Annotated in this window: 21 protein-coding genes; 7 read left to right on the forward strand and 14 right to left on the reverse strand. The window is 64.2% G+C overall.

What is annotated here, in order from left to right:
* Positions 1-34 precede the first annotated feature (34 nt).
* Together mutL and OVA00_RS15300 are read left to right on the forward strand one after the other, a co-directional pair.
* Positions 35-1,852 (forward strand): DNA mismatch repair endonuclease MutL, encoded by a 1,818-nt coding sequence (mutL, locus tag OVA00_RS15295; protein WP_268089282.1) that lies wholly within the window; start codon positions 35-37, stop codon positions 1,850-1,852.
* A gap of 90 nt (positions 1,853-1,942) precedes the next feature.
* Positions 1,943-2,176, forward strand: coding sequence for a DUF2093 domain-containing protein (locus tag OVA00_RS15300; protein WP_034801006.1), 234 nt, complete (start codon positions 1,943-1,945; stop codon positions 2,174-2,176).
* 53 nt (positions 2,177-2,229) lie between these two features.
* On the opposite strand, the gene lpxK is transcribed toward OVA00_RS15300, so the two are convergent.
* From lpxK to OVA00_RS15330, 6 genes are all read right to left on the reverse strand, one after another.
* Positions 2,230-3,270, reverse strand: a complete 1,041-nt coding sequence (gene lpxK / locus OVA00_RS15305) for a tetraacyldisaccharide 4'-kinase (protein ID WP_090294872.1) — start codon at positions 3,268-3,270, stop codon at positions 2,230-2,232.
* 214 nt (positions 3,271-3,484) lie between these two features.
* A complete protein-coding gene (locus tag OVA00_RS15310; RefSeq protein ID WP_060602093.1) occupies positions 3,485-4,189 on the reverse strand; it encodes an HAD family hydrolase in 705 nt (234 codons plus the stop codon).
* Positions 4,190-4,213: 24 nt separating this feature from the next.
* Positions 4,214-5,527, reverse strand: coding sequence for a lipid IV(A) 3-deoxy-D-manno-octulosonic acid transferase (gene waaA, locus OVA00_RS15315; RefSeq protein ID WP_060516417.1), 1,314 nt, complete (start codon positions 5,525-5,527; stop codon positions 4,214-4,216).
* Between the two features lie 91 nt (positions 5,528-5,618).
* On the reverse strand, positions 5,619-5,855 hold the full coding sequence (locus OVA00_RS15320) for a DUF4170 domain-containing protein (RefSeq protein ID WP_043620984.1): 237 nt from the start codon (positions 5,853-5,855) through the stop codon (positions 5,619-5,621).
* Between the two features lie 60 nt (positions 5,856-5,915).
* Complete coding sequence (locus OVA00_RS15325; RefSeq protein ID WP_268089283.1) at positions 5,916-6,731, reverse strand: 3'(2'),5'-bisphosphate nucleotidase CysQ; 816 nt, start codon at positions 6,729-6,731, stop codon at positions 5,916-5,918.
* An 84-nt stretch (positions 6,732-6,815) separates the two neighbouring features.
* Entirely contained in the window at positions 6,816-8,162 is a 1,347-nt protein-coding gene (locus OVA00_RS15330) for a TldD/PmbA family protein (RefSeq protein ID WP_268089284.1), read from the reverse strand.
* 147 nt (positions 8,163-8,309) lie between these two features.
* Here OVA00_RS15330 and OVA00_RS15335 point away from each other — a divergent pair, with 147 nt between their 5' ends.
* Positions 8,310-10,145, forward strand: a complete 1,836-nt coding sequence (locus OVA00_RS15335; protein WP_034800989.1) for a monovalent cation:proton antiporter-2 (CPA2) family protein — start codon at positions 8,310-8,312, stop codon at positions 10,143-10,145.
* A 71-nt stretch (positions 10,146-10,216) separates the two neighbouring features.
* Here OVA00_RS15335 and OVA00_RS15340 read toward each other — a convergent pair whose 3' ends face one another.
* From OVA00_RS15340 to OVA00_RS15350, 3 genes are all read right to left on the reverse strand, one after another.
* A complete protein-coding gene (locus tag OVA00_RS15340) occupies positions 10,217-11,098 on the reverse strand; it encodes a patatin-like phospholipase family protein (protein ID WP_060529841.1) in 882 nt (293 codons plus the stop codon).
* Positions 11,099-11,181: 83 nt separating this feature from the next.
* Entirely contained in the window at positions 11,182-11,742 is a 561-nt protein-coding gene (gene rsmD / locus OVA00_RS15345) for a 16S rRNA (guanine(966)-N(2))-methyltransferase RsmD (protein WP_034800983.1), read from the reverse strand.
* Positions 11,743-11,748: 6 nt separating this feature from the next.
* The gene (locus OVA00_RS15350; protein ID WP_268089285.1) at positions 11,749-13,824 is read right to left on the reverse strand and encodes a pseudouridine synthase; all 2,076 of its coding nucleotides are present in this window, start codon (positions 13,822-13,824) and stop codon (positions 11,749-11,751) included.
* Between the two features lie 73 nt (positions 13,825-13,897).
* Here OVA00_RS15350 and OVA00_RS15355 point away from each other — a divergent pair, with 73 nt between their 5' ends.
* Complete coding sequence (locus OVA00_RS15355; protein WP_060516423.1) at positions 13,898-14,347, forward strand: nucleoside deaminase; 450 nt, start codon at positions 13,898-13,900, stop codon at positions 14,345-14,347.
* Between the two features lie 15 nt (positions 14,348-14,362).
* On the opposite strand, the gene OVA00_RS15360 is transcribed toward OVA00_RS15355, so the two are convergent.
* The 5 genes from OVA00_RS15360 to OVA00_RS15380 form a co-directional block, all read right to left on the reverse strand.
* Positions 14,363-14,842 carry a GNAT family N-acetyltransferase gene (locus tag OVA00_RS15360; RefSeq protein WP_060516425.1) on the reverse strand — a complete coding sequence of 160 codons (480 nt, stop codon included), beginning with the start codon at positions 14,840-14,842 and terminating at the stop codon, positions 14,363-14,365.
* A 115-nt stretch (positions 14,843-14,957) separates the two neighbouring features.
* Positions 14,958-15,578 (reverse strand): hypothetical protein, encoded by a 621-nt coding sequence (locus OVA00_RS15365; RefSeq protein ID WP_060516427.1) that lies wholly within the window; start codon positions 15,576-15,578, stop codon positions 14,958-14,960.
* Between the two features lie 127 nt (positions 15,579-15,705).
* Positions 15,706-18,615 (reverse strand): isoleucine--tRNA ligase, encoded by a 2,910-nt coding sequence (gene ileS / locus OVA00_RS15370; RefSeq protein WP_060516569.1) that lies wholly within the window; start codon positions 18,613-18,615, stop codon positions 15,706-15,708.
* A gap of 244 nt (positions 18,616-18,859) precedes the next feature.
* The gene (locus tag OVA00_RS15375) at positions 18,860-19,846 is read right to left on the reverse strand and encodes a bifunctional riboflavin kinase/FAD synthetase (RefSeq protein WP_034800973.1); all 987 of its coding nucleotides are present in this window, start codon (positions 19,844-19,846) and stop codon (positions 18,860-18,862) included.
* Positions 19,847-19,859: 13 nt separating this feature from the next.
* Positions 19,860-20,708, reverse strand: a complete 849-nt coding sequence (locus tag OVA00_RS15380; RefSeq protein ID WP_034800971.1) for a TIGR01459 family HAD-type hydrolase — start codon at positions 20,706-20,708, stop codon at positions 19,860-19,862.
* A 433-nt stretch (positions 20,709-21,141) separates the two neighbouring features.
* Here OVA00_RS15380 and groES point away from each other — a divergent pair, with 433 nt between their 5' ends.
* The 3 genes from groES (at position 21,142) to OVA00_RS15395 (ending at position 24,221) form a co-directional block, all read left to right on the forward strand.
* Positions 21,142-21,438, forward strand: coding sequence for a co-chaperone GroES (gene groES, locus OVA00_RS15385; RefSeq protein ID WP_004675403.1), 297 nt, complete (start codon positions 21,142-21,144; stop codon positions 21,436-21,438).
* 62 nt (positions 21,439-21,500) lie between these two features.
* A complete protein-coding gene (gene groL, locus OVA00_RS15390) occupies positions 21,501-23,141 on the forward strand; it encodes a chaperonin GroEL (RefSeq protein WP_034800965.1) in 1,641 nt (546 codons plus the stop codon).
* A 630-nt stretch (positions 23,142-23,771) separates the two neighbouring features.
* A complete protein-coding gene (locus OVA00_RS15395; protein WP_034800963.1) occupies positions 23,772-24,221 on the forward strand; it encodes a hypothetical protein in 450 nt (149 codons plus the stop codon).
* Positions 24,222-24,230 lie beyond the last annotated feature (9 nt).

The following is a 24,230-nucleotide window of genomic DNA, read 5'->3' on the forward strand; positions in this document are numbered from 1 at the left end:
TTCCGTTTCCGCGGCGAATCCCGGAAAATGGGCCATGGCCATCAAGCAGCTTTCAGAAACCCTCATCAACCAGATCGCCGCCGGCGAAGTGATCGAACGTCCGGCCAGCGCCGCCAAGGAGCTGATCGAGAATGCGCTCGACGCCGGCGCGACCCGCATCGAGATCGCGACCGCCGGCGGCGGCAAGACGCTGCTGCGGGTCACCGACAACGGCTCGGGCATGGCACCTGGCGACCTCGAACTTGCGGTTCGAAGGCACTGCACGTCGAAGCTCGACGACAGCCTCTTCGACATCCGCACCCTCGGCTTTCGCGGCGAGGCCCTGCCTTCGATCGGCTCGGTCGCCCGGCTGTCGATCACGACGCGCACGGCCGGCGCCAGCGAAGGCGCGGTCATTGCGGTTACCGGCGGCAAAACCGAGGCGGTCCGCCCGTCGCCCGCCAACACCGGCACGGTCGTCGAAGTGCGCGATCTGTTCTTCGCCACCCCGGCCCGACTGAAGTTCATGAAGACCGAGAAGGCGGAAGCGGCGGCCATTTCGGAAGTGGTGCGCCGCATGGCGATCGCGTTTCCGGCGGTCCGTTTCGTGCTCTCCGGCAGCGACCGCTCGACGCTCGAATTCCCGGCAACCGGCGACGACCGGCTGGCGCGCATGGCGCAAGTGCTTGGCAAGGATTTTCGCGACAATGCGATCGAGATCGATGCGGCGCGGGAAGACGTCGAACTGACCGGCTTTGCCGGCGTGCCGACTTACAATCGCGGCAACTCGCTGCAGCAATATGTCTTCGTCAATGGCCGCCCCGTGCAGGACAAGTTGCTGCTGTCGGCGATCCGTGCCGCCTATTCCGAGACGATCCCGAGCGGCCGCTATCCGGTCGCCGTGCTGTCGATCACGCTCGACCCGGCGCTCGTCGACGTCAACGTGCATCCGGCGAAGTCTGACGTGCGCTTCCGCGACCCCGGCCTGATCCGCGGGCTGATCATCGGCGCGATCCGTCAGGCGCTGACGCGCGACGGCGACCGCGCCGCAACGACGGGCGCCCGCGGCATGATGCAGGCGTTCCGCTCTGGCGATTACCGCCCGCAGCCCTGGAGCGCCGAGACGTCGCCTTCCCGGCCGACACAATTCGACGCGATGCTGCGCCACCTCGGCGAGCAGCCGCAGGCAAGCTTTGCGGCATTTTCCGCCCCTTCGGCGCGCGTTGCCACCCCGTTCGAGCGGGAAATGCCCGTGCCGGCGCCGGAGGCCCAGCAACCGCCGCCGCCGCAATCGTTCCCGCTCGGCGCCGTGCGCGCCCAACTGCACGAAAACTACATCGTCGCCCAGACTGATGACGGCCTCGTCATCGTCGACCAGCATGCCGCGCACGAGCGGCTGGTGTTCGAGGCGATGCGTACGGCGCTGCATTCGCGGCCGGTCGCCGCCCAGGCGCTACTGATCCCGGAGATCGTCGACCTGCCCGAAGACGATTGCCACCGATTGATGGCCCATGCGGAGGAGTTCTCCCGCCTGGGTCTCGCGATCGAGCGCTTCGGCCCGGGCGCGATTGCGGTGCGCGAAACGCCGGCCATGCTCGGCGAAATGGATGCCGTCGGTCTCGTGCGCCAGCTCGCCGACGAGCTTGCCGAATGGGATACGGCAAGCGGGCTGACGAGCCGGCTCGAATATCTCGCCGCGACCATGGCCTGCCACGGATCGGTGCGCTCGGGACGACGCATGCGCACCGAGGAGATGAACGCGCTTTTGAGGCAAATGGAGGCGACGCCCGGCTCCGGCCAGTGCAATCACGGCCGGCCGACCTATATCGAACTCAAGCTCTCCGATATCGAACGGCTGTTCGGCCGGAGCTGATCTTCACGCCTGGCGAAATGCGACTGGCATTTTTCCGGACGGCGAGCTAGACCAGAGAACCAATAACGAAGACGGAAACAGGCGCCGAGCATGATGAACCGGTTTGAAGGAAGCGCTTCGCGCGAAGCGAAGATCCGTTATCTCGACGGCGACTTTCAGATCGTGCTCGCGGGTTCGCACGTGGTCTGCGCGATGACCGGCAAGATCATCCCCGTCGACGAACTGCGTTACTGGAGCGTCGCCCGGCAGGAGCCCTATGTCGACGCGGAAGCCTCGCTCGAGGCGGAAAAGCGCGCAGGCGCGCTGCCCAACCAGCGCCGCTAATCAAGCCCGGACACCAACAACGGCACTCCGGCGCCACGACCCGCAGGGCGCCGTTACTTAGCCGCGCCTTCGCGCAGCTTGCGGGCACGCGCCGCGGCAAGCGCCGTCTCGATGATCTTCTTCGGCGCCATCGGGTCGTCGAAGCGCACATCGATCTCGATCACCCTGCTCGCTGCGGCGAGTTCGGCGGCGCGGCCGTGGCCGGGCTCGAGGCGCACCAGATCCTTGGCGGTGGTAACGAGCTGGCAGCCGAGCGTTGCAGCCTGGTCGAGCAGATCGGCGATTTCGTCCTCGGAGAAATGGTGGTGGTCGGGAAAACTGCGGGTTTCCTCGATGACGGCGCCCGTCTCCCGAACGGTGCGGTAAAACTTCTCCGGATCGGCAATGCCCGCCCAGGCAAGCACCTTGACGCCATTTAGCGATCCGTCGTCGTGCCTTATGACGTCGGCTTCGTAGATCTGCTTGCCGGCGCGGGCGGCGCGACGGATCAGGGCGTCGGCCTCGGTGCCGTCACCGATCTTGAGCAGGGCCGTGGCGTGGCGGAGTTGGTTCGACAGTGGCGCCCGCACCGGGCCCGCCGGCACCAGATAGCCGTTGCCGATGCCGCGGCGGGAATCGATCACCAAAAGCGCGAAGTCGAAGGCCAGCCGCGCGCTCTGGAAACCGTCGTCCATGATGATGATGTCGACGCCTTCCTTCACCAGCCGACGAGCCCCATCGACGCGGCGGCGGCAGACGACGGTCAAGGCCTCCTTCGCCAGAAGCAACGGTTCGTCGCCGACGTCGCGGGCGCGATGATGTTCCAGATCGACGACGGTCGTCACGTCGAGCGAGCCGCCATAACCGCGGCTGAGGAATCCGGGCTTCAGCCCCTTTTCGCGGATGACGCGCGCAAGCGCGATGGAGGTCGGCGTCTTGCCGGCGCCGCCGACGGTGAAATTGCCGATGCAGATGACCGGGACCGGCACCGAGGCGCGCTGCGCGCGATCCATGCGCATGCCGGCAATCCGTCCGTAAACCCATGAGAACGGCCACAACGCGCGCGCACGCCAATCCGCCTTGGTCCACCAAAATGGCGGCGCTTCCGATACCATCTTCGTTCCGTGGCCTCCCGGCCGCTCAGGTCCTTCCGTTTCCGGGAGGGACGGTTTGTTCGCCGGTCGAAACCGGCAGATTGCGACAAAAAACGTCAGAACGGGAAAAAACACAAGCTATGGAGACCGATACGGCCACGGCAGGGGCGCTGAACCGGGCCGATCACGATGCAAAACTGAAGGCAATCGCGGCAAGCCGCTGCCGCAACTCGATCTAGAGGACAGCTTCGAGTTCGGTGATGTCCGAGAGGCAATGGTCGGAAGCCGCCGCAAGCGACTGGCGCGAGCCGGTACCCGTCAGGACGGCGACCGTCATGCCGACGCCGGCGCTGCGGCCCATGTGCATGTCGTGATTGTTGTCACCGACGACGACCACCTGCCGCGGCTCAAGGCCGGTCGCAGCACAAAAGCCAAGCACCATGCCCGGCTCCGGCTTGACGCCGTAGCCGCTGTCATAGCCCGCCACATAGTGTAGGTAATCCTCGAAGCCGAAGCGCTTTGCCGTTTCGCGGATCGAACGCTCGTTGTCGCTCGAGGCGACACCGAGGCGGTAGCCCTTGGCGTGCAGCCCGGCGAAGAAGGCGCCGAGATCGGTCACCGGCACGGCATATTCAGCCGAGCGCGCAAACAGGCCGTCAAGCAGGGTCGTCAGTTCGGCAATCGTGAAGGGCGCGCCCGCGCCGACGAAGCCGGTCGCGATCTCGACCGTGTTGCCTGCAGCAAGCAGGCTGTCGGGCAGCACGTGGCCGGTGTCGGCGTCCATGCCACCGGCTGCAAGCAGCGTGCGGGCCAGGGCCTCATCACCCTTTGCCGCGAGCCGCGCCAGTTCGTAGTTCACCGGCACCCAGCTCTTTGCGTAGTCGAGCAGGGTTCCATCCTTGTCGAACAGGATGCCGGCTATGGCTTTGGCTGCGGTCATGACGAGGCTTCGTCTCCTGCTGGATCAGTTGTCGGTCGGCGGATTGAGACGCGCCTTGACGACGAGCGGATTGATATAGGGCTCAAGTCCCTTCATCGTCGCCGACAGGGCACCGCGCATCTCTTGCACGGTTTCGAGGCCGGCATCGATCATCGAGCGACGCATGTCGTCGTTGGCGAGCAGATAGTTGACGCCCTTGGCCAGCATCTCGACGTCGCGCACGATCTTGGCGCTGCCGTTCTTGGCCAGCGTCTGATAGGTCTCGCGAAAGTTCTGGACGTTGCCGCCGGAAAGAATGGCGCAGCCGAGCATCGCCGGCTCCAGCGGGTTCTGACCACCCTCGGCAAACAGCGACCGGCCGACGAAGGCGACCTCGGTCAGGCGAAGATAGAGGCCCATTTCGCCGATCGTGTCGCCGAGGAAGATATCGACGTCGGGCGTCAGTGGATCGCGGCGCGTGCGCCGGGCGACCTTCAGCCCCTTGGCCGTCAGCGCCGCCTCGATGGCGTCGCTGCGATCGGGATGACGCGGAACGATGATCGTCAGAAGGCCGGTTCGCTCCTTGAGCGCACGGTGCACGACACCGGCGGCCGCCTCCTCGCCGTCGAAGGTCGAGATCGCCGCCCAGGTCTTGCGGGCGCCGATCTGCTGGCGATACTCCTTCAGCGCCTGCGGATCGTGTGGCGGCGCGTCAGTGTCGACCTTGAGATTGCCCGACACCATGACCGGCAGCGCACCGAGCGTGCGGAAGCGCTCCGCATCGACATCGGACTGGGCAATGACGAGCGCGAGATTCTCGAACAACGCGTCGGCGAGCGCCGGTCGGCGCTTCCAGCGCGCGAAGGTCCGGTCGGACATGCGCCCATTGACCAGAACCTGCGGAATATGGCGACGGCCGAGTTCCAGGATCGTCATCGGCCAGATCTCGGATTCGGCGATGATCGCCAGATCCGGCTCCCAATAGTTGAGAAACCGGCTGACGGCCGGCTTGAAATCGAGCGGGACATACTGGTGGATCACCGTCGACCCCAGGCGCTCGGCCACGACACGCGCCGAGGTCATCGTCCCGGTCGTCAGCACGACGTGGATGCCGCGCCGCCTGATTTCCTTGATCATCGGGATGACGGCGTTGGTTTCGCCGACGCTTGCCGCGTGGAACCAGACGAGGGGGCCCTGCGGCCGCGGCTCGCTGGCATGGCCGTAGCGCTCACGGCGGCGTGCCGGATCCTCCTTGCCCTTCGCCGCGCGAATGGCAAGGTAGGACCAGACGAGGGGATAGATGGCCGAGCCGATCCAGCGGTAGCTGGACAGCGCCAGGCGCGCGCGAAAGCTGCTCATGACAGGCCACCTTCCCCGGCCGTTCCGGCCCGGAGAGACTTAAGGGCGACTGGCATGCGGGTAAACACCGCGCATCCCGACCTCATCGGCATCAGCCGTTTTCCGGGTCGAGCAGACGGTGCATGTGGACGATGAAGTAACGCATGTGAGCGTTGTCGACGGTCATCTGCGCCTTGGATTTCCAGGCAGTCAGGGCGCTGTCGTAGTCCGGGTAGATGCCGACGATATCGAGCTTGTCCAGGTCGCGGAAATGTACGTCAGTCAGCGTGGTGAGTTCGCCGCCGAAGACGAGGTGCAGACGTTGTTTTTTCTCGGTGTCGTGAGCCATCGGACTTCCATTTATTCTTGTTGGGTGTGGGCGTTGATTTGAGGCATTCAGCCTCAAAGGTCAATGGGGCTCCATGGACCGCGATGCGGCGATCAGGCCCGGCAAGAGCGGCTTTGCCGCCGCGCAGAGAACCCCGTGAACGACAGTGGATCGATTGTAAGAGAGCGGCTGCGCATCGAGATCGGCCAGCGCGCCGCCGGCGCTCGCTAGAATGAGATCTGCTGCAGCCAGGTCCCAGTCGTGGGAGTTCTTCTTCACCAGCGTTCCGTCGATCCGCCCGTCGGCAACCATGGCCAACCGATAGGCAAGCGACGGCACATGCGGGATACGGGTAACGGCGCTGCGATAGGGCGCCGGAAGCTTGCCGATCGTGTCCTCGGCAGCCGCCAGATGCAGTGTTTCCCCGGGTTTTGCCTCGCGCACCGAGATTTGGGCACCGTTTTTCAGCGCACTGCCGCCTGCGACCGCCTCGAAGAGTTCATCGAGCGCCGGGGCATAGAGCACGCCGGCAACGGGCTGGCCGCGATGCACGACGGCGACGCTGACGCACCAGAGTTCCTTGCCGGCGATGAAAGCCCGCGTGCCGTCGATCGGATCGACGACGAAGACCGTTTCGCGCGACAGCCGGCTCAGATCGTCGTCCGTCTCCTCCGACAGCCAGCCGTAATCAGGCCGGGCCGCAAGCAAGCGCGTCTTCAGCACATCGTTTGCGGCAAGATCCGCCTCGCTTACCGGCGAGCGGCCTTCGTTCTTCCAGTGGACGTCGGGCGCCTTGCGGAAATAGCCGAGCGCGGTTTCGCCGGCGACAACCGCCGCGGCACGGATCACGTCGAGATCCGGCTTCCAGTCCGCGCCCGGTGGTGCTGTGTCAGACATTCAAAACCCCGTCAGCCCGCCTCTCCCTTGTCCGGAAGGCGGGATCGGCGCGGGCTTCCCGCGCCTGCTTTTCCAACGGCCTTGTCAGAGGCCGGCGAGCGTCATGCCCTCGATGGCGAGCGTCGGCGCCGCGACGCCGAACTTGCGGTCGATGTCGTCTGCCGGCGTCAGCGCCATGAACATGTCTTTGAGATTGGACGCGATCGTGACCTCCGAGACGGCAAAGGTCTGCTCGCCGTTCTCGATCCAGAAGCCGGAGGCGCCGCGGCTGTATTCGCCGGTCACCATGTTGACGCCCTGGCCGATCAGCTCGGTGACGTAGAAGCCGGTGCCAACCCCACGGATGAGATCGTCCCGCGAGATCGATCCCGGCTCGAGCGCCAGATTGGTCGAGGACGGATTGACCGTCGGACCGCCGCGCACGCCGCGACCGTTGGTCTGAAGCCCGAGTTCGAGCGCTGCCGATGTGGACAGGAACCAGTGGTTCAGCACACCATCTTCGACCATCGCCAGTTTCTCGCCGCTGACCCCTTCGCCGTCAAAGGGACGCGAAGAGGAGCCACGCACGATCAGCGGGTCGTCGGTCACGGAAAGACCCGACTTCAGGATCTGCTTGCCCATCATGTCGCGCAGGAAACTCGTCTTGCGGGCGACAGCCGCGCCATTGATGGCGCCGGCCAGATGGCCGACGAAGCCGCGGGCTATGCGTGGATCGAAGACGACGGTGACATTCTTGGCGGTCGGCACCTGGCGCGGATTGATGCGGGCGACCGCGCGCTCGCCGGCCAGGCGGCCGATTTCGTCGGCGTCGCGCAGGTCGGCAAAGAAGAGGCGGCTATCATAATCGTAGTCGCGCTCCATCTTGGTGCCCTCGCCGGCAATCGCGCTGACGGAGCGGCCAAAGCGGGTGGCCATGTAGGAGCCGGAAAAGCCATGCGAGGTGACGAGTACCAGTCCGCCCATGCCGGCCGATGCGCCAGCGCCGCTGGAATTGGTAACGCCCGAGACCGCAAGTGCCGCCTCTTCGGCGGCAAGCGCTGCCTCGGTCAGGGTTTCAGTGGAAACCGCCGTGGCGTCGAAAAGGTCGAGGTCCGGATAGGACTTCGCCAGCCGGTCGGCGTCCGCCAGCGCGGCGAAGGGATCCTCCGGCGAAGCCTTGGCCATGGCAACCGCGCGCTCGGCGAGCAGCTTCAGGTCAAAACCCGGATTGGCCGAAACGCTGGCGACACGCCGTCCGACAAAAACACGGAGCGAAAAGTCGTCGCTTTCGGAGGCTTCCGTCGCTTCGACCTTGCCGAGGCGGACGGCGACGGAGCGGGAGCGCCCGCGCACCACCACCGCGTCCGCCGCATCGGCGCCGGCCTTGCGGGCGAGGTCCACGAGTTCGGATGCGCGTTTTTCGAGGTCGGCAGAATCGATCGTGTCTGACATGGTGTGGCCTTTCATTCCTGCCCCATTTATTGTGCGGCGAAGCAGGCATCAAGGGCATCGACCCGATTCCCGCTCAAACACCGCAAATGAAGCGCTCTCGAAAGCTCCGCTTGGGGGCCGGGTTCAGCAACAGTGAAAGCCTGAGGCATGGCAACGACACCGATCATCTATTCCCAGGCCCTGATGCTGCTCGGTGGCGCAGTGATCGCCGCTCCCATCTTCAAGCGGCTCGGGCTCGGCACGATCCTCGGCTACCTTTCGGCCGGCGTGCTGATCGGACCTGTCGCCCAAAGCATCACCGAGGGCGAGCAGATCCTGCACGTCTCGGAACTCGGCGTCGTCTTCCTGCTCTTCATCATCGGGCTCGAACTCAAGCCTTCGCGCCTCTGGCAGATGCGGCGCGACATCTTCGGCCTCGGCACGGCGCAGGTGCTGCTGACAGGCATCCTGCTTTCCTACGCCATCTATGCCCTCGGCCTCCTCGATCATGGCGGCAGCATCATCGCCGGCTTCGGACTGTCCCTCTCGTCGACGGCATTCGCCATGCAGATCCTCGACGAGGGCAACGACCGCAATACGCGCTACGGGCAACGCGCCTTTTCGATCCTGCTGCTGCAGGATCTCGCGATCGTGCCGCTTCTGGCGCTGATCCCGCTGCTGGCGGCACAGGCGCCCGAGGACACCACGCCGCCGCTCGAGGATTTCGCCATCGCCACCACTGCGATCGTCGTGCTCTTCGCTGCCGGGCGCTACCTGGTGAATCCGCTGTTCCAGCTCATAGCTCGCACCGGCGCACGCGATGTCATGATCGCCGCCGCACTGCTTGTGGTCATGGGGGCGGCGACCATGATGCAGCTCGCCGGATTGTCGATGGCCATGGGTGCCTTCCTTGCAGGCGTGTTGCTGGCCGAGTCCTCCTACCGCCATGAACTCGAGGCGGATATCGAGCCGTTTCGCGGTATCCTGCAGGCGCTGTTTTTCATGGCGGTCGGCCTGTCGCTAGAGCTCGGCGTCATCGTCGAGCGCTACCAGCTGATTATCATCGCCGTGCCGCTGCTGATGGCACTGAAGAGCCTGGTTCTCTATTGGCTCTGCCGCTTCACCGGATCACATCACAATGACGCCGTGCGCATCAGCCTGCTTTTGCCGCAGGGCGGCGAGTTCGGCTTCGTGCTGTTCACGGCGGCGGCAAGCGCCGGCGTCTTCTCGGACGGCAACGCCTCGCTGCTGGTCGCGATCGTGACCCTGTCGATGGCGCTGACGCCCCTTGCCTCCATGCTCGCGCCGAAATTGATGCGCGAGCAGGACGAGATGGACGAAGAGATCGAAGAAGACTTCGATGGCGCCAATGCCGATGTGCTGATGATCGGCTTCTCCCGCTTCGGCCAGATCGCCGCCCAGATCCTGCTTGCCGGCGGTCGCGATGTGACGATCATCGATCATTCCGCCGCGCGCGTGCGCCAGGCCGCGACCTTCGGCTTCCGGATTTACTTCGGCGACGGCAACCGTCTCGACGTGCTGCGCGCCGCGGGCATCGAACGGGCCAAGATCGTCGCCGTCTGCACCCAGAAGAAGGAAACGACCGACCACATCATCGACCTCGTGCAATCCGAATATCCGAATGCCCGCATCTACGCCCGCTCCTACGATCGTCTGCACACGCTGGAACTGCGCGCCAAGGGTGTCGACTACGAGCTGCGCGAGACCTTCGAGTCCGGCCTGCTCTTCGGCCGCAAGACACTGGAGGCACTGGGGGTCGGCGACGACGAGGCGATCGCGATCATGGACGACATCCGCAAGCGCGACGAGGCGCGCCTCGTGCTACAGGAGGCCGAGGGCATCACCGCCGGCCGCGACATGCTGCACTCGCGGCCTGTGCGTCCGGAGCCGCTGGTCAAGCCGAAGCGCGAGGTCGACCATTCGCAAGAGACTGGCGAACGGATCCTCCCGGGCCTTCCCGCGGACGAGCGCGAAAGCGCCTAACCGCTCACGCTGCGACGGCACGCGCCGTCATTGCCAAGGTTGTTCAGGCCCCAAGCTTCAAACACCAAGGTTCAGGTGAGCCTTGGCGCTGTCATCCGCTCTTCGAGTGCGCGCTTCAGTTCGTCCTTGATCGCAGCCGTTGCGTTCAGCACGTCCTGGGCGCGCAGGAAATCCATCACGCGGTAGCGGCCGACATCGGGACGCAACAGGATGTCCGGCGCCCCCTCCTTCAGCTTCATGGCGATGATCGACTGCATCATCAGCTGGCTCGCGCCGAACAGGCTGTCGATCCGGCTCGGGATCGCCTTGCCGTCGCCATCCGGCCCGCCGACGACATCGACCGCAATGACGATATCGGCAAGGCCGCGCAGGTGATCGAAGGGAATGGGATTGTAGATGCCGCCGTCGATCATGACCCGCCCGTCGATCCGGACCGGCGTGAAGATCGCCGGCAGCGCCGCAGACGCAGCCAGGGCCTTGCGGAGGTCGCCCTTCTCGCAGATCTTCTCCGTCTGACCGTAATAGTCGGTGGCGACTACCTTCAGCGGGATTTCGAGGTCGGAGAATTTCTGCGGGATGGCCTCGGGCAGGAAGGCCTTGAGCACCCGCTCGACATTGAACTGGCCGAAACGGAAGCCGCTCGCCATCGCTTCGGAAAGGCTCGACGGCCGCAATTGCCACAGGCGGTTGACCACTTCGCGCCGGTGGCCGACGGTGGAAAGCGTATGGGCCCGGATCTCTTCGCCGCGCAAACCCGCCGCCATGCCGGCGCCCATGATCGCACCGATCGACGAGCCCGCGATCGCGACCGGCCGAATGCCGAGTTCATCCAGTGCCTCGATGACATGGATATGCGCAAGACCGCGGGCGCCGCCACCGCCAAGCGCCAGCGCGACGGTGGGCCGCGCCGGGGCCCCTGCCGATCCATGCGTCATCGAAAGATCCTGCTTCATCGGCATGCCTCCGCGCTGGGCGGGTTGAGAAAATGGCGTCGTCCGGCTGAGCCTATCCCGTCAACTCAACCGAAATTACGGCATCAGGCTCCGCGAAACCGATAGAAATGCATGCGCGTGTCGCCGAACACCCTGACGTCGAGGTTTTCGAAGACGGCGACCGGCGCCGGCTGGACATCTGCCCGCTCTTCGAGGATCACCAGCGCGCCGGGCACCAGCCAGTTGCCGATGGCAGCCGACTCCAAGGCCTTTTCGCCCAACCCCTTGGCATAGGGCGGGTCGGCGAAGACGAGATGAAACGGCTCCATCGTACCGACGCCGCCAAGGCTGGTGGCGTCGCGCCGGAAGACCTTGGCCCGGCCCTGCAGGCCGAGCGTCTCGACGTTGGTCTGGATCAGGCCCCTGCCCTCGACGCCCTGCTCGACAAAGAGCGCATGCCGGCATCCGCGCGACAGCGCCTCGAAGCCGACGGCGCCGGTGCCCGCGAAAAGGTCGAGCACACGCGTGCCGTCGAGCGCGTCCGGATAGGAATGGCTCAGAATGTTGAACAGGCTTTCGCGCGTCCGGTCCGTGGTCGGCCGGATATCGTTGGACTTGGGGGTCGCCAGGCTGCGACCCCGAAACTCCCCGCCGACGATCCGCACGACCGCTTAGTTTCCTCTGCCGCGCGGCTTACCGCCGCCAGCCGGGCGCCCGCCGCCGGAACGACCAGGGCCGCCGGGGCGTCCACCGCCGGGCTTGCCGCCACCAGGCTTACCGCCGCGCGGACCGCCGGAGCGTTCACCGAAGGATTTTCCGCCCGAGGGCTTGCCGCCGAACGACTTGCCGCGAGGCTTGTCGCCAAACGGACGGTCGCCACCTTCGCGACGCGGCGGACGGTCACCGTCAGCGCGTGGAGCCCGCGGCTTGTCGAACCGGCGATCACCGCCGTCGCTGCGAGCCGGACGGTCACTGAACGAACGCTCACCGCCTTCGCGACGCTGCGGACGATCACCGTCGGCGCGTGGCGCCCTCGGCTTGTCGGAATAGCTGCGCGGTCCGCCTTCAGAACGGGGACGGTCGCCGCCGTCACGGCGCGCAGGACGGTCACCGTGATCGCGCGACCTGCGGTCACCCGCGTCGCCCGACTTGCGCCGGCCGAAACCGCCATCGCGGCCCTCGTCCTTGCCGCGACGGGCAGGTTCGCTGGCACTGATCCATTCGCCCTCGTCGTCGCGACGCTTGACCGGCGCGGCAGAGGCCGGACGATCGGCGCGGTCGAAGTCTCTGTGCGGGCCACCCTTGCGGTCCGGGTCGAACTTGCCGGTCGTCTTCGTCGCCAGACCATCCTTGTTGCGGCCGTAGCGCTTGGACTTAGGCGCGCTTTCCGGACGCTCGCGACGGGCGGACTTCTCGGTGGCATCGCCATCAACGGACTTCGGCTTCTTTTCGGCGAGCGGGCGGGCGCCCGGCGCCATCCAGACATTGGCCGTGCGGGCGCGCTGAGCCGGCGCGCGCTTCGGCCGATCCTCGAACTTGGCGTCGCGGTCTTCGCGCGGGCCACCCTTGCCGCGGGCACCATCCTTGCCACGACCACCACCGTCGCGGCGGTCGTCACGACGGGTGTCCAGACGAGAAAGGGCACGCTCGCGCTTGTCCTCCGGCTTTTCCCAGCGGTTGTTGCGCTCCGGCCTGCGCGTGTCGGCGGCGTCGTCTTCAGCCTCACCGGCAACGGTCGCCGCCTGATCATTGTAAAGCGGCGCGTCGAAGTTCGCCTTGGCGTCCTCGATCAGGCGCGGTCCCAATTGGTCGCGCAGCGTGCGTCCGCGAATTTCCTGGACGTGTCCCTCCGGCAGTTCGCCGAGCTGGAACGGGCCGTAGGAGATGCGGATCAGGCGGTTGACGTCGAGGCCGAGCGCGCCGAGCACGTTCTTGATTTCGCGGTTCTTGCCTTCGCGAAGCCCCATCGTGATCCAGACGTTCGAGCCCTGGACGCGGTCGAGCGTCGCTTCGATGGCGCCGTACAGCACGCCGTCGACGGCGATGCCGTCCTTCAGCTTGTCGAGCGCTTCCTGATCGATCTCGCCATGGGCGCGCACGCGGTAACGGCGCAGCCAGCCGGTCGACGGCAGTTCGAGCACGCGGGCAAGGCCGCCGTCATTGGTGAGAAGCAGCAGGCCCTCGGTGTTGATGTCGAGGCGGCCGATCGACAGAACCCGCGGCAGCTCGTCCGGCAGGTTCTCGAATACGGTCGGACGACCCTCCGGGTCGGCATTGGTGGTCACCAGACCGGCCGGCTTGTGATAGAGCCAGAGGCGCGTGCGCTCGATACCGCGGATCGGCTGGCCATCGACCTCGATCGCATCGGCGAGCGTCGCGTTGACCACGGGCGTGTCGAGGATGACGCCGTTGAGCCTGATGCGGCCTTCCATGATCATGCGCTCGACGTCGCGACGCGAGGCAACGCCGGCGCGCGCCAGGATCTTCGAGATGCGCTGCGGCTCGTCGGCGGCCGCTGCAGCCGCTGCCGGGCGCTCCCGGGCCGGACGCGAAGCGCCGGCCTTGGGATCAGACGTCTTTGCGTCGAAGCCCCTGCCGGGGCCCTTGGCACCGAAAGACTTCGGGCCGGAAGCCTTGGCTCCTGCAGCCTTTTTCGGCGCAGCGCCCTTCTTGTCGGCGAAATGCGGTTTCTTGTCCCGGCCAGCGGACTTGCCGCCAGGCCGCGTGGGCTTGTCTTTGGATGTCATTTGTGTTGCCTGCCTTTTGCGGCTGTCCTATCAGGTCGCGGCCCGTGGGTTAAGAGAAATTATTGTTTGAGCGATGGCTGAGACGACACGCTTCATGGATGCGGCCCTTGAAGAGGCCCGCAAGGCTGCCGAACGCGGCGAAGTGCCGATCGGCGCCGTGGTGGTTTTCGACGGCCGCATCATCTCGCGCGCCGGCAATCGCACCCGCGAGCTCAACGACGTGACCGCCCATGCGGAGATCGTCGCCATCCGCGAGGCTGCCGCCGTTCTCGAGGACGAAAGGCTGACCGGCGCCGATCTCTACGTCACGCTCGAACCCTGCACCATGTGCGCGGCGGCGATTTCATTCGCCCGCATCCGTCGCCTCTATTACGGCGCAGACGACCCGAAGGGCGGCGCGGTCGACAGCGGTGTGCGCTTCTTCGGCTCGCCCACCTGCCACCATGCGCCCGATGTCTATTCGGGCATCGCCGAGCGGGAAGCCGCCGATATCCTCAGGGATTTCTTTGCCGGCAAGCGGTGAGACCCCTTAACGTCTTCAGTCGGCGGCGAAGCTCTCGAGCGCGACACCCGAAAGGCGGTAGCGCGTCCACTCGGACATCGGCTCTGCGCCGACCGATTCGTAGACGCGGATCGCCGGTTCGTTCCAGTCGAGCACACTCCATTCGAAGCGCCCGCAGCCTTCCTCGACGGCAATCTTTGCCAGATGCTTCAGGAGCATCTTGCCGGCGCCGGAGCCGCGGCAATCCGGGGTGACGTAAAGATCCTCGAGGTAAAGACCCTTGCGCGCCTGCCAGGTGGAATAGTTGTAGAACCACATGGCAAAACCAGCCGGCTTGCCATCCTTCTCGCAGATCACCGCGCGGGTGATCGCACCGGGACCGAAGAGCGAGGCCTGCAGCATCTCGACCGTCGCCTCGACGGCGTCGGGCTCCTTCTCGTAGATGGCAAGTTCGGTGATGAAGCGCAGAATGGTTTCGGCGTCTTCCGGGCGGGCGTCGCGAATGCTGATGGTCATGGCTCAGGCGCTTCTCAAGCAGTTCCAGCAGCCAAGCAAACGCGCTTTCGACCGGAACTGCATAGATCCAAGGGAGAGAGGCATTTCGCCGTTCAAGGGAACGGCGAGAACGGGTTTAGAAGGGCCAATACCACTTGGAGCCGGTATTCTTGATCTGCGCCTCCTTCTTGCGGCGGCGCTCCTTGTCCTTCTCCGGCTCGCCGAGATCGGTCTCGGTACCCTCGGGCAGGCGGCGGTAATCGAGCGGCGGATCGCTCAGGAAGCGGCGCTTGTCGGAATAGGCGCCCATCTCGATCTTGCGCCCTTCACGATAGGCCTCCTGCTGCTCCTTTGCAGAGAGCCGGCGACCGTTGGCGCTTGCCTTGGCAAGCGGCGAGACATAGTTCGGGTTGTTCTTGTTGGCGTCGGCCTCTTCACGCAGGCGGTTGCGCACCTCTTCCGGAGACTCGACCCATTCCGGGTTCCCCTCGCGGCTGGCGAGCGACTTCTGCGGCTCGACGAGCGAGGCCTGCTGGGCCGACGGCGGCAGGACGAGACCCGGACGCGGCTGGTACTTGACCGGATCCCGCTTCGGCGGGCCGAAGCTTGCGACGCTGCCGAGGTCGTCCATGAGCTGTTCGCCGGCGGTCTTGTCCGTGCCGTAGGTCGGGCCGCCGATGCAGCCCGTAAGCACCAGGCCGCTCGTCAAAATGGCGGCCACGCTGGCAAACACTCGCAACTCTCGCGTCATTTCCATGAGATTCCTTCCAGCCGGCCACCAGTCAGCGCGGCCACTCAAGCGCCCATGGCGGAGAAATCCGCCAAATTTCGGGCAGGTTTTACCGGATGAACGCAAGGAGTGCAATTCATCCGGTAACAATGCGTTAAGCCTTGAAACCAAGCTCGCGCAAGGCAGCGGCATCCCGGGCGGACACGTCCGGGTAGAGTGCATCAGAACCGACATCGGTCGTGATCCGCCAGGAGCGAGCACATTTCTGGCCTTCGGCAAGCTTCGGCACGACGCTGACCTTGGCCACGTCAGCCAGCCGGAACGCGTCGGCCGGACCTTCGGTGGTCTCGACAGTGATCCCCGAGGTGATGCAGATCTCGGCGAAATCCTGGCCTTCCAGCGCCTTCAACAGCTCCGGATCGGCCACGTGGACGACCGGTGCGGCTTCCAGCGACGAGCCGATGCGCTTGTCCTTGCGTTCGATCTCGAGCGCGCCGGTGACGACGGTGCGGACCGCACGGATCTTCTCCCACTTGGCTTCGAGCGCATCGTTCTTCCATTCCGCCGGGATCGCCGGGAACTGTTCGAGGTGCACCGAGACCGCATCGGGCTTGCGCGACAGCCAGGCCTCTTCGGTCGTAAACGGCAGCATCGGCGCCAGCCACAGCACGAGGCAATCGAAGAGCTTGCGGATGACGGCGAGTGCCGCACGGCGGCGCAGGCTCGACGGCGCGTCGCAGTAGAGCGCATCCTTGCGAACGTCGAAATAGAAGGCCGAGAGCTCGACGTTCGAGAAATCGATCAGCGAACGGGCGATCTTCTTGAAGTCGAAGGCGTCGTAGCCTTCGCGCACGACCTGGTCGAGTTCGGCCAGGCGATGCAGCATCAGCTTTTCGAGTTCCGGCATCTCGGCATAGGCAATGTCCTCGCCCTTGTCGTGGGCGAGCGTGCCGAGCATCCAGCGGATCGTGTTGCGCAGTTTGCGATAGGCGTCGATGTTTGTCTGGATGATCGTCTTGCCGAGGCGCTGATCTTCCCAATAATCCGTCGTCATCACCCACAGGCGCAGGATGTCGGCGCCGGCATCCTTCATCACCTCTTGCGGGGTGACGGTGTTGCCCTTGGACTTCGACATCTTCTCGCCCTTCTCATCCATGGTGAAACCATGGGTGACAACGGCGTTGTAGGGTGCGCGGCCGCGCGTGGCGCAGGCTTCGAGCAGCGAGGAATGGAACCAGCCGCGATGCTGGTCCGAACCTTCGAGATAGACGTCGGCCGGCCACTTCAGGTCCGGACGGTCTTCGAGCGTGAAGGTATGGGTCGAACCGCTGTCGAACCACACGTCGAGGATGTCCATGACCTGATGCCACTTGGCATGATCGTGGTCGTTGCCGAGGAAGCGATCCTTGGCGCCTTCGGTGAACCAGGCATCGGCACCTTCCTGTTCGAAAGCGTCGAGGATGCGAGCGTTGACGGCCTCGTCGATCAGGATCTCGCCCTGATCGTCGGCAAAGATCGCGATCGGCACGCCCCAGGCGCGCTGACGCGAGAGCACCCAGTCCGGACGTCCCTCGATCATGGCACGCAGGCGGTTCTGGCCGGCGCCCGGAACGAAACGGGTGTCGTCGATGGCGGACAGCGCGCGCGAACGCAGGGTCGTGCCATCACCAAAGGCCTTGTCCATGTAGACGAACCATTGCGGCGTGTTGCGGAAGATCACCGGCTTCTTCGAGCGCCAGGAATGCGGATAGGAATGCTTGAGGCGACCGCGAGCGAAGAGCGCGTGACGGGCGATCAGCGCCTTGATGACGCGATCGTTGGCGTCGCCCTTCTTGCCCTTGTCGTCGATGACGCGGCCGGCGCCACCTTCGGCGTCCGGGCCGAAACCATGGGCGTCAGCGGTGAAGTAGCCGGCGTCGTCGACCGTGAACGGGATCGCCGAGGAGATGCCGCGGGCTTCGAGCGCGCGGGCATTGTCCATCCAGGCATCAAAGTCCTCGCGGCCGTGGCTCGGGGCCGTGTGCACGAAGCCGGTGCCGGCATCGTCGGTCACGTGGTCGCCGTCGAGCAGCGGCACCTTGAAGGCGTAGCCGCCGCCCAGACCGTGCAGCGGATGGGCGCAGGTCACGGACGACAGTTCATCGGCCTCGAGGTCGCGAACGAAGTTGAAGGTGAGCTTCGCCTTGGCGGCAGACTCATCGGCCAGGCGCTTGGCAAAGATCAGCTTCTCGCCCGGCTGGGGGCCGAAATCGTTCTCGGCGGTCGCCACTTCGTAGAGGCCATAGGCATAACGCGACGAGTAGGCGATGGCGCGGTTGCCGGGGATGGTCCAGGGCGTGGTCGTCCAGATCACGACGAAGGTGCCGGCAAGGCTGTCGGGACCTTCGGTGACCGGGAACTTCACCCAGATCATGTCGCTTTCGACATCGGCGTATTCGACTTCGGCTTCGGCAAGTGCCGTGCGCTCGACGACCGACCACATGACAGGCTTAGAGCCGCGATAGAGCTGGCCGAGCTTGGCGATCTTCATCAGTTCGCCGGCGATGCGCGCTTCGGCGTGGAAGTTCATCGTCGTGTAGGGATTGTCGAAGTCGCCCTCGATGCCGAGACGTTTGAACTCCTCGGCCTGGACCTGGATCCAGCCGGCGGCGAAATCGCGGCATTCCCGACGGAATTCGTTGACCGGAACCTCGTCCTTGTTCTGGCCCTTCTCGCGGTACTTCTCCTCGATCTTCCACTCGATCGGCAGACCGTGGCAGTCCCAGCCGGGCACGTAGTTGGCGTCGAAACCGCGCATCTGGAACGAGCGGTTGATGACGTCCTTGAGGATCTTGTTCAGCGCGTGGCCGATGTGGATGTTGCCGTTGGCATAGGGCGGGCCGTCGTGCAGCACGAACTTGTCGCGGCCGGCAGCCGATGCGCGCAGCTTCTTGTAGAGGCCCATCTTCTGCCAGCGGGCCACCGTTTCCGGCTCCTTCTGCGGCAGGCCTGCGCGCATCGGAAATTCCGTCTGCGGCAGATAGAGGGTCGAGGAGTAGTCGATCTTTTCAGCGGTGTCGGTCATGGTTTTTGCAATCGCTTCTTCGCGCGAACGGCCGCGCATACGAAATGGGCTCGGTATCGAGAGATGACTGGGGCGTCGGAAACGCCGAAATCCCGGACCTTCCGGCTGATCACAGCACGCGGAAGGCCGGGCCAATAATTCGCTGATCGATGATCAATCGACGGTGCCGGGTCATGGTGGCCGGTTGTTTAAGGCGTTTTCGGCCTTTTGAAAAGGTCCGCCGCCGCGCGAAGACCGAAATCTTTTATCGGGCGAAGTTGAGCTTGCGGTCGATGTCGCCGAGTGGCGTGACGCCGGAAAGCAGCGCGCGGGCCTCGGCCTCGTCCTGCCGGATCTGCGCCACCAGCGGATCGAGGCCATCGAATTTCAATTCGTCGCGCAGGTGACCGAAGAAAGTCACGGCGCAGACTTCGCCATAGAGATCGCCGGAGAAGTCGAAGACGAAGGTCTCGAGCAGCGGTTCGCCGTCGCTGTCGACCGTCGGCCGGCGCCCGAAACTGGCGACCCCGTCGTAAAGCGAGCCGTCGGGACGACGGAAGCGCACGGCGTAGATGCCGGGTCGGAGTTCCACCTCGGGTGCAAGCCGCATGTTGGCGGTGGGGAAACCGAGTTCGCGACCGAGCTTCTTGCCGCCGATCACCTCGGCTTCGACGAGATAACGGTAGCCGAGCATGCCCGCGGCCTGGGCGACATCGCCTTCGCCGAGCAGCGCGCGGACATAGCTCGACGAGATGACGGATGCATTTTCATCACGGAAGGCATCGACCAGCGTCACACCAAACCCGTTGTCGCCGCCTGCCGCCATCAGAAAGGCAGGCCCGCCTTCGCGGCCCTTGCCGAAATGAAAGTCGAAACCGGTCACCACATGCGAGGCATGCAGCCATTCGAGCAGGATGCGGTGGATGAAATCCGAGGCGGAAAGCTGAGAGAAGGTACGGTCGAAGGGATATTCGATGACGGCGCCGAAGCCCATGCCTTCGAGGATGCGCGCCTTCAGCGGCGCCGGCGTCAGCCGGAAGACTGGAGTGTCCGGGCGAAAAACGGTTCGCGGATGCGGCTCGAAAGTCAGGACCAGCGCGGGCACGCCGCGCGACTTGGCCTCCTCCAGCGCCCGGTTAAGGACCGACTGGTGGCCGCGGTGAACGCCATCGAAATTGCCGATGGCGACGACACCGCCGCGCAAGTGCTCCGGAAGCGGATCACGGGTCTCGTTGCGATGAAAAACCGTCATCTCCGTCTTCCCGTCAGGCGAGCCGTGGCATCCAGTATTTCGGCGAGGCGCCCTCCTTCTTGAGGAAGGCGGCAAGCTTCGCCTCGTCGGTCCGGCTTTCGTTCATGTATTCCTGGGCGTGGATACCGGCGCTGATATAGAGCAGATCCAGGCCCGCGTCCTGCGCGCCCTTGACGTCCGTCGGCATGCCGTCGCCGACGGCGATGACACGGGTCAGGTCAATCGCTCCGCGCGCGGCCTTCGCCTCGCCCAGGGCGGCGCGATAGATCGCGATATAGGGTTTGCCGGCGATGCGCGCCTCGCCACCCAGCTCTTCGTAAAGCTTGGCAATCGCACCGGCGCAGGGGATCAGCCGGTGACCACGCTCGACGACGAGGTCCGGGTTGGCGCAGATGAACGGGATCTTGCGCTTGGCAAGGCCCGTCAGGGTCGCGCGGTAATGCTCGGGCGTTTCGGTCTCGTCGTCATAGAAGCCGGCGCAGACGACCGTCTCGGCATCTTCCGAGGAAACGATCTGCGTCCCCAGCCCCTCGAGCAGGGGCAGGTCGCGCTCGGCGCCGATGAAGAAGATCTTCTTGTCGGCGGCAGCGATCAGCGCCCGGGTCACGTCGCCCGAAGTGACGATCCGGTCATAGGCTTCGTCGGGCACGCCGAGACTGCGGATCTGCACCTTCACCATCGGGCTCGGGCGCGGTGAATTGGTGATGAGCACGACGGTCAGTCCGGCGGCGCGCGCCTCGGCCAATGCTTCACAGGCGGACGCGAAAGCCTGCACGCCGTTGTGAAGCACGCCCCAGACGTCACATAAAACGACATCGTAGCGCTTGGCGATTTCGCGAAAACTGTTGATCCTTGCGGCCATCCTGGCTTCCTGCAAACACGGTTTCCGGCTTGCATGGCAAGGAAGGCAGGAGATTACAAGTCTCGTCTCCCGAAAAAGGCGCACCCTCCCAAGGATTCCGGCGGTGTCGAGAACCAGGAAAAATGCACTGCAGATGCGGCCCGCCGCGCAGAAGCACATTGTCGTGGTTATCAACCGTCAAAATCCCGCCCATGCCACTCATCGACGCGATCGCCCACATTTCGCCAAGAATGGGGCTAGGCTGCCTGTGCCCGCGCCTGCTGCGCCCGTCCGGGGCACCTGCCGTCAGCAAAAAATCTAGGCGCCGATCCTTGACTCACCCCATACCCAAGCTTATCTCGGCATCGCTAGCACTCGATAAATGAGAGTGCTAACACCCATCCATCGGGTCGATCAGCGATCCGTAATGTCATTTGATCGAGGGATTAGACTAATGGCAAGCACCAACTTCCGCCCGCTGCACGACCGCGTCGTCGTTCGCCGCGTTGAGTCTGAAGAGAAGACCAAGGGCGGCATCATCATTCCGGACACCGCCAAGGAAAAGCCGCAGGAAGGCGAAATCGTCGCCGTCGGTTCGGGCGCCCGTGACGAAAGCGGCAAGGTCGTTGCCCTCGACGTCAAGGCTGGCGACCGCGTTCTGTTCGGCAAGTGGTCGGGCACCGAAGTCAAGATCAACGGCGAAGACCTTCTGATCATGAAGGAAGCCGACATCATGGGCATCATCGGCTGATCAGCCGGCGTCCACCCCTTTTCATGACAACCAATGGGCAATGAGCCCGGGAGTTTTCTCTAATGGCTGCAAAAGAAATCAAGTTCGGCCGCACCGCGCGCGAAAAGATGCTGCGTGGCGTCGACATCCTCGCTGACGCCGTAAAGGTCACGCTCGGCCCGAAGGGTCGTAACGTCATCATCGACAAGTCCTTCGGCGCTCCGCGCATCACCAAGGACGGCGTATCGGTCGCCAAGGAAATCGAACTCGAAGACAAGTTCGAAAACATGGGCGCCCAGATGGTCCGCGAAGTTGCTTCGAAGACCAACGACATCGCCGGCGACGGCACCACGACTGCAACCGTTCTTGCCCAGGCGATCGTTCGCGAAGGCGCAAAGGCTGTTGCTGCCGGCATGAACCCGATGGACCTGAAGCGTGGTATCGACCTCGCTGTCACCGAAGTTGTCAAGGATCTCCAGGCCAAGGCCAAGAAGATCAACACTTCGGAAGAAGTTGCACAGGTCGGCACGATCTCGGCCAACGGCGAGCGTCAGATCGGCCTCGACATCGCTGAAGCGATGCAGAAGGTCGGCAACGAAGGCGTCATCACGGTTGAAGAAGCGAAGACCGCCGAAACGGAACTCGAAGTCGTCGAAGGCATGCAGTTCGACCGCGGCTACCTGTCGCCCTACTTCGTCACCAACCCGGAAAAGATGGTCGCTGACCTCGACGACGTCTTCGTTCTCCTTCACGAGAAGAAGCTCTCGAACCTCCAGGCCATGCTCCCGGTTCTCGAAGCTGTCGTTCAGACCGGCAAGCCGCTCCTCATCATCGCTGAAGACGTCGAAGGCGAAGCTCTTGCAACGCTCGTCGTCAACAAGCTGCGTGGCGGCCTGAAGATCGCTGCCGTCAAGGCTCCGGGCTTCGGCGATCGCCGCAAGGCCATGCTCGAAGACATCGCCATCCTGACGGGCGGCACCGTGATCTCCGAAGACCTCGGCATCAAGCTCGAAAACGTCACGCTCGACATGCTCGGCCGTGCGAAGAAGGTTTCGATCTCCAAGGAAAACACGACGATCGTCGACGGCGCCGGCCAGAAGGCCGACATCGAAGGCCGCGTTGCCCAGATCAAGGCCCAGATCGAAGACACCACCTCCGACTACGACCGCGAGAAGCTGCAGGAACGTCTTGCCAAGCTCGCTGGCGGCGTTGCCGTGATCCGCGTTGGCGGCTCGACGGAAGTCGAAGTGAAGGAAAAGAAGGACCGCATCGACGACGCTCTCAACGCGACGCGCGCTGCTGTTCAGGAAGGCATCGTACCGGGCGGCGGCGTTGCCCTTCTGCGTTCTTCCGTCAAGATCACCGTCAAGGGTGCAAACGACGACCAGGAAGCCGGCATCAACATCGTTCGTCGCGCTCTGCAGGCTCCGGCCCGCCAGATCGCTGAGAACGCTGGTGACGAAGCCTCCATCGTTGTCGGCAAGATCCTCGACAAGGACCAGGACAACTTCGGCTACAACGCCCAGACCGGCGAATACGGCGACATGATCTCGATGGGCATCATCGACCCGGTCAAGGTCGTTCGCACCGCCCTTCAGGACGCTGCTTCGGTTGCCGGCCTCCTCGTCACGACGGAAGCCATGATCGCCGAACTGCCGAAGAAGGACGCCCCGGCTGGCATGCCTGGCGGCATGGGCGGCATGGGCGGCATGGACATGATGTGATAATGGCGACAGCCTTATCGCAGCATCGTCCATAAAGCTTCGCCCATGCACTTAAAGTGGTTCAGCGCGTCAAGCGCGCTGAACGGGCGGCATGGACATGATGTGATAATGGCGAAAGCCTTATTGCAAGGATCCATCCGGATCGGAAAGGCGGCCTTCGGGTCGCCTTTCTTGTTTTTTATCAATGCCACTCATCGCCGGAGAGCATCTGCCGAACAGTCGGCAGGAAAAAACCCATCGGTTGTAGTCAAGCTTCAAAAAACCGTTGAAGTCGAAAAAAAACGAACTATAACAGCGCCCCAAGTGAGCGAAGATTGAGGGGAGACTGGGCGGCACACTTAAGGCAAACAGGCAATCGCCGGGGCTTTTTCGTATTCGCTGCCCATCCGGAAATTCTTCGAGACTATACCTAAAGAATAAAAGTATTTAATCGCAAATTAAGCCGACACTCTCCTTCGAAATAATTTCGCCGGCGAGATCCACTACCATCTATAGACCTTTCTACTTGAGAAAACACCCACATCACGTGGCGTGCGCTCTCGTATTGGTCATGTCGGACGCAGTTTGCACATTGGGACGCGTTTCCCTGGGGCGCCGAAGGCAGCTCCGGGAACTCTGCTGGGGTAGACCGTGTTTAAGATCACCAGAGCAAATTCCGCTCCCCTCGGCTCTTCGGGACATCTGCATCCGGGCCTACCGCATCATGAATTCATGGAGCAGTTTTGCGTCTCGGAGGGGTGGTCCGGCGACCTGTCGACGGGCCTGTTCCGGCTCGGCGAGAAGGCGGCCGCGATCCATGGTCTGCGTGACGGCGAGTGCGGCCTTCTGAACTTCGTTCGCTGCTACGATCCGGCCGATCGCAATCACGTGCTCGAACTGTTCGAACAGGCGGCAACGAGCTGCTCGTCTTTCTGCTTTTCGACGACGATCGCGCTGGAGGAGTCCGGCCAGAAGCAGCCGCTATTCTGCATCGGAGAATCCTCCGGCCTCGAACAGCGCTATTCCGGCATGATCACCGGCATCTTTTTCTTTCCACGCTTTCTCGTGGAAGTCGCGGGTCGCGCGCTGCTGCGCCAATAAGCCCGCCCC

The organism is Ensifer sp. SL37 (assembly GCF_026672675.1).
Lineage (GTDB): Bacteria > Pseudomonadota > Alphaproteobacteria > Rhizobiales > Rhizobiaceae > Ensifer > Ensifer adhaerens.